Origin of the sequence: Capnocytophaga sp. (genome assembly GCF_030532915.1) — a bacterium.
Classification (GTDB): domain Bacteria; phylum Bacteroidota; class Bacteroidia; order Flavobacteriales; family Flavobacteriaceae; genus Capnocytophaga.
Genome location: NZ_JAUNKD010000065.1, coordinates 1 through 6,743, shown reverse-complemented (window position 1 = coordinate 6,743; position 6,743 = coordinate 1). Strand labels below are relative to the sequence as shown.

4 protein-coding genes are annotated in these 6,743 nt (G+C 39.8%); all 4 read left to right on the top strand.

Annotated features, from left to right (window positions below; translation table 11 throughout):
- Window positions 1-572 precede the first annotated feature (572 nt).
- The 4 genes from Q4D72_RS11945 to Q4D72_RS11930 all read left to right on the top strand — a co-directional run bounded on the left by Q4D72_RS11945 (window position 573) and on the right by Q4D72_RS11930 (window position 6,687).
- Window positions 573-1,601, top strand: coding sequence for a hypothetical protein (locus Q4D72_RS11945; RefSeq protein ID WP_303078152.1), 1,029 nt, complete (start codon window positions 573-575; stop codon window positions 1,599-1,601).
- A 99-nt stretch (window positions 1,602-1,700) separates the two neighbouring features.
- Window positions 1,701-3,488, top strand: coding sequence for a chloride channel protein (locus Q4D72_RS11940; protein WP_303078151.1), 1,788 nt, complete (start codon window positions 1,701-1,703; stop codon window positions 3,486-3,488).
- A 224-nt stretch (window positions 3,489-3,712) separates the two neighbouring features.
- Window positions 3,713-4,216, top strand: coding sequence for a hypothetical protein (locus Q4D72_RS11935; RefSeq protein WP_303078150.1), 504 nt, complete (start codon window positions 3,713-3,715; stop codon window positions 4,214-4,216).
- Window positions 4,217-4,410: 194 nt separating this feature from the next.
- A complete protein-coding gene (locus Q4D72_RS11930; RefSeq protein ID WP_303078149.1) occupies window positions 4,411-6,687 on the top strand; it encodes an inorganic phosphate transporter in 2,277 nt (758 codons plus the stop codon).
- Window positions 6,688-6,743: the final 56 nt, after the last annotated feature.

Below are 6,743 nucleotides of genomic sequence, written 5' to 3'. Positions count from 1 at the left end.
AATTCCCCCTTTGAAAAGTGTGAGCGAAAGCGAGAAAGTGATGAGAGAAATGTGAATTTTTCTACTTTTTTGTATTGATGGTTTTAATTTCTTACTTTTGCACTCGAAAACATTGAACGATACATAGTAACTTAAAAGCGTTAGCTTATTATTCTATAATAAAGGAATCTGGTAAATTCAAAATGAAATGTAGGATAAGTAAGCCAGGGCGCTCACGCTATATGGCGTGGGCTCTTTCTCCTTATTTATATATTTCATTACCTTACCGGAGGTCTCTTTATAATAGATAAGAAAGTTAGAGTCTCACGCTTTTTTTATTTTGGTAATTTCGCTTTGAGGCTGAGCGAGTTAAAACTTTATAAAAGATGAAAAATATTTTGAAATTGGCTTTTGCCGTGGCTTTATTAGCTGCTTTTTCTTGCAGTAAAAGTGATAAAGAGGAGTAAGTAACGCATTTCCCTGAAATAGCAAACACCACTACGGGAACAGTTACGGCAGGAAGTATCATTCAAATTAACGGAAACGAATTTGCAAAGGACAAAGAATATATCGTTACCTTCCCGATAAATCAAGTGGGAAAAATTGTTGAAATTACCGATAAATATCTAAAAGTGGAAGTGCCGCAAAAAGCTGTTTCAGGGGAGGTTACACTAACTTTTAACGGACAAACAAAGGTTGTGGCAACCATTAAAATTCAAAGGGAATACGAACTTTACGCATACCGCCGAAATTATGCAGATTTGAATAACTATATCAAAGAACTTGTAAAAATAGACAAAAATACGGGTAGTCAATCCACTGTGGCTAATTTGGATATTGAAGATATTTATTTTAGAAATTTAATTTTTGATGAGCAAGAAAAAAGCATCATCGGACTCACAAAAATGGTATCACAAAATGCTGTTTTAGTGAAAGTTAATTTAGAAACAGGAAAAAACACAAAAATTCCGTTGTCAGACATAACCACAATTGATTTTAGAGAACTAGTTAAGGATAACAAGGGAAATTTTTATTCGCATCGTAGAAATTATACTGATGATAATAATTACCTCACACAGCTTGTAAAAATCAACATAAACACAGGAAACCAGTCCGTTGTGGCTAATTTAGATATAGATAAAAACTATTTTACAGATTTAGTTTTTAATGAACAAGAGAACAATGTCATCGGACTTGTTAGGAAACAATCAAACGGTTCTATTTTACTGAAAGTTAATTTAGAAACGGGAAAAAACACAAAAATCCCATTATCAAATACAAGTTCAATTGATTTTGATGGTTTAGTTAAAGATAACAAAGGTAATTTTTACGCATACCGCAGAGACTATACCAATATGGATAACTATATAACACAACTTGTGAAAATAGATATAAGCACAGGGCATCAATCTGTCGTAACAAATTTAGATATTGAAGGTTCCTATTTTACGGATTTGGTTTTTGATGAGCAAGAAAACAGTATCATTGGGTTTACAAAAGGACAATCAAACCATACTACCTTGTTAAAAGTAAATTTAGAAACAGGGAAAAGCACAAAAATTGCGTTATTAAACGTGAACACAAGCAATTTTGACGGTCTGGTTTTTATTCCCAAACAATAATTTTCCTTCTAACTTTAAAAAGATTATTGGTTCATTCCAATAATCTTTTTTAATTTTGCAGTCAGAAAAACCAACCCCGACCAACTTCAATAAATCCATATGAAAACCAAAAGAACTTGGCTCGTTAAATTTCTGTCTTGGAAATCAAAACACCTGAATCACAAGCAGTTTATCCTGATCTTGTGTGCCATTATAGGCATTGTGTCGGGCGTAATGGCTATTTTCATCAAAAAACTCACGTTGCTGATACAAACATTGCTCAACAGTGGCATCGTTTCGGTGTATCATCGTGCTTTTTACTTTCTTTTCCCCACCATTGGCTTTCTGCTTGTCTATTTTCTGCTGAAATACGTAGTGCGCAGGCGTGTTGAAGCCGGCATTCCCTACACGCTGTACGCCATTTCAAAACTCAAAGGCATTCTCCCGTCCCATCACATCTATGGAAGCCTTCTTACAGCGCCTTTCACGGCGGGTTTTGGCGGTTCGGTGGGGCTGGAAGGACCGATGGTGATTTCGGGAGCGAGTTTCAGTTCGTATCTGAGTCGCTTCTTTCACATCAATCAATCCGAACGTATGTTGCTCATTGCCTGTGCCTGTTCGGCAACGATGGCGGCAATGTTCAAAGCCCCAATTGCAGCCATTATCTTCGCCATTGAGGTTTTTAGTTTAGATTTGACTCTCTCGTCGCTCTTGCCCCTAATGGTTTCGTCGCTCTTGGCGGTGCTTACGTCTTATTTCTTCTTCGGAAATGAAATTTTGTTGCCCATTAATCTCGACGGCGAATTTTCACTCAACGATGTACCTTATTATATTTTATTAGGATTACTTGCCGGACTTGCTTCCATCTATTTCTGCACTATTTTTCAGCGAATTACGGCTTATTTTGAAGAAATCGATAGTGATTTGAAGCGATTGTTTTTCGGCGGATTGATGCTCGGGCTGGTTATCTTTTTCATTCCGCCTTTGTACGGTGAAGGTTTTGAAGTGATGAATGCCCTTATTGGCGGCAACCCCACCGAAGCGCTTCAAAACGCCTTTAAGTGGGATACCGACAACCCTTGGAGCATCATTGCCCTGCTTGCCGGATTGGTTTTGTTCAAAGTTGTGGCGATGGCAACCACGGTGGGCTCCGGCGGGGTTGGCGGAGTGTTTGCCCCTGCCCTTTTCACCGGTGGTATTTTGGGAAATTTATTCGCACGTGTGGCAAACCAGCTGAATTGGTTCGGACATTCATTGCCGCTGGCAAGTTTCACCTTGGTGGCAATGGCCGGATTGGTTGCCGGAGTGTTGCACGCCCCGCTAACCGCCATCTTCTTGATTGCCGAACTTACCGGCGGGTACACGCTGTTCATTCCGCTGATGATTGTCGCTTCAACCGCTTTTGCCTTGTCAAAATATTACCTAAAACATTCGCTATATACCAAGCGATTAGCCCTTGAAGGAAACCTTATTACGCACGATAAAGACCAGAAAGTTTTAACGCTGATGGATATTGATTCGGTCATTGAAAAGAATTTTATTGCCGTTGAAGCCGAGATGTCACTGGGTGAATTGATTGAAAAAGCGGTTGTAAAATCAAATCGGAATATTTTTCCGGTGGTGGAAACGCAATCAAAGCATCTCATCGGGATTATTTTACTTGACGACATCCGTTCAATAATGTTCAATCGTTCTATGTATGAAAGCATTACGGTAAAAGATTTGATGCACGCTCCGCCCGAAATCATTCATTTGGAAAAAGATAAAATGACGCAAATTATGCAGAAATTTCAAGATACCGCCGCTTGGAATCTGCCCGTGGTTCGCAACGGTGCTTATGTAGGTTTTGTTTCAAAATCAAAATTATTAACGGCATATCGGCGCAAACTGATTTATTTTTCTACCTAATCGGGTATGTTTTTTTAAACTACAAGAGACAGCGCAATCTCTTCCGCATAACGACCAAGCTATTCAAATTCTTTTTTTCAAAAAAACGCATAAACCCTCTTGATAATTTCTGAAAAATGTAGTACTTTTGTATCGGTGTATTTTTCTCGTTAGAACGATTAAATACCCCCAAGAGATGATTGTTTAATTTTTTAATTTTCAGCACAATGAATAGATTTAAAAAAATGATACTGACACTATTGTTTTGTGTCGTAGGCAGTGCGTTGTATGCACAAAATCAAGAGTTATACGTGGGTCCCGGCATCGGGTTTGATTACGGAGGCATTGGCGGAAAAATAGAGTATTTGCCTGTAAAAAACTTCGGAGTTTTTGGCGGCTTGGGTTTCAACTTCCTTACCGTTGGTTGGAACGTCGGGGCTACTTATAAAATTCCCGTAAGCCGAATGGTTTCTGTAAATCCGATAGCTATGTTTGGATACAACGGTGTTAATGTTACCTTTGGCAAATTTCCTGAATACGAAAAAGTTTCGTATGGTCCTTCATTCGGTGCCAATGTCGATATCAAATTCGGCAAACGAGGCAACAAACTCAGCGCCGGTTTACTTATTCCGGTGCGTTCCAAAGCGTTTAATGATGTTTATAAAGCTATGGAAAAAGACTCACGCCTCATCACAACTCAGCTATTTCCTGTGGCCGTGTCAGTGGGTTACAACTTCAAACTGAAATAATTAGCATTCTTTTACACAAAACAAAACCGATTACATTACATCAATTTCATACAGAAACCGTTTCCTAAAACAGAAGTGGTTTCTGTTTTTTATTACAACGTTTTCTAACAAAAAAGCAGAAATATTAACAATTTCGTAACATAATATTTACCTGTTTAACGGATATTTGTATCCTAAATAAAACGTTGATTTGTATGGAGCAGGTTTATATTTTTATGCTGTTTGTTTTCTTCGTGCTTGCCATTGTTGATTTAACGGTTGGGGTGAGCAACGATGCGGTAAACTTCTTAAATTCGGCTGTGGGGTCAAAAGTTGCCACCATCAGAACTATTATGATTATTGCGAGCCTTGGTGTGGCGTTCGGAGCGGTTTTTTCAAGCGGAATGATGGAAATCGCCCGAAAAGGAATTTTTAATCCGTCACAGTTTTACTTCGATGAGGTGATGGTCATTTTTATGGCGGTGATTCTTGCTGATATTCTGCTGCTTGACCTTTTCAACTCGCTGGGCTTGCCTACTTCCACTACGGTTTCAATTGTTTTTGAACTTCTCGGGGCATCGGTGTGTTTGGCTGTACTGAAAATCAGCGCCAAAGGCGATTCGATAACTACACTGGGCGAATATATCAACACCGAACAGGCTTCGAAAATCATCACAGGAATATTCGTTTCGGTATTGATTGCCTTTACCGTCGGCACTATCGTGCAATATCTTTCGCGCTTGGTATTTTCGTTCCGTTATGAGAAAAGTATCCGCCAAATCGGAGGCGTTTTCGGGGGTGTGGCACTCACGGCACTGAGTTATTTCATTCTTTTTAAAGGACTGAAAGGCATTTCGTTTATTTCTGCCGAAACCATACAATGGCTCGATGCCAATCTTATTTACATACTCGGAGGCTGTTTGGTTTTCTTTACGGCGCTTTCACAGGTGTTAATCCGTTTGCGGGTAAACATTTTCCGTGTAATTATTTTAAGCGGAACTTTTGCCTTAGCGATGGCTTTTGCCGGAAACGACTTGGTGAACTTCATCGGGGTTCCGGTGGCAGCGTGGCAATCGTTTGAAATATGGCAGGCTTCGGGACAAGAACACAACAGCTTGGCAATGAGCTCCCTCAGTGGCGAGGGAATGACCGCCCCCACACTGTTGCTCTTCTTGGCGGGAACCGTGATGGTACTTACCCTCTGGTTCTCCAAAAAAGCCCGAAACGTGATTGAAACCGGACTAAATCTCTCGCGCCAAAGCGAAGGTGAAGAAAAATTTGCTTCAAACATTTTGTCACGCTTTTTGGTTCGCATTACCGTGATTGTTGCCAATGTGGTTGATTTCATAATGCCGAAATCGTTAAGCCAAAAAATTGACAAACGCTTTGAAAAACCCGAAGACGACCCCAAGGTAAACAAAGACGACCTTCCGGCGTTTGATTTGGTGCGTGCTGCCATCAACTTGGTGGTTTCGAGTAGCTTAATCGCTTTGGGAACTTCGCTAAAACTCCCACTTTCAACCACATACGTTACGTTTATGGTGGCTATGGGTTCATCACTTGCCGATAGGGCTTGGGGGCGTGAGAGTGCCGTGTACCGCGTGGCGGGCGTTGTCAATGTAATTGGCGGGTGGTTCTTAACGGCGGTGGTGGCTTTCATCGGGGCGTTTATCGTTGCCGGAATTCTTTACTACGGCGAAGTTATCGGACTTATCATAATGATTCTCGTGGTGGGATTGTTGCTGTTGCGAAGCGCCATCGCCTACAAAAACAAACAAAAAGAAAAAGAAGCCAGCAAGCAACGAAGCCTTGAAAAAGCCGATTTGGCAACCATCGGCGGCGTGGTCAAGGAGAGTTCTACCTACATTTCCGAAACACTTACCAAAATCGATACGCTTTATACACAGGTAATTAATCATTTAGGAACGCAGGATTTAGGCGGACTTACCAAAAACAAAAAAACGGGTAAAAAACTCGAAAAAGAACTTGATGAACTTAAAGGAAATATCTTTTACTTCATCAAATCATTAAACGAAAGTTCGGTGGCTTCCAGCAAATTTTACATTATGATGCTTGACAATCTGCAAGATATGGCGCAATCAATGCACGCCATTGCCATCTACGGATACGAACACGTGAACAACAATCATAAAAACCTCAAATTCAACCAGTTGCGCGACTTAAAAGGCATTTCGGAAAGTATGGAAAATCTCTTTAAAAACGAAGCCGAAATCTTTAAAAACGAAGCATACGTTAATCTGGTGAATGTGGTAAACGAAGGAAAAGCCCTGAAAAATGATGTTTCACGTATGGTACAAAAACAAATTGACCGTATCCGAACTTCTGAATCAAGCCCCAAAAATACTAAATTGTATTTCAATTTATTACTCGAAACCAATGCGCTAATTCGTGCCAACAACAATTTGCTGTTGCAATTTAAGGAATTTCAGGAAGAGTCTTCCAAAAAGAAATTGAAGACAAACTATGCTTAAATTGATCCATTTTCAGAAAATCTTATTTTTACACGGATTTTAAACAAAAATAATTT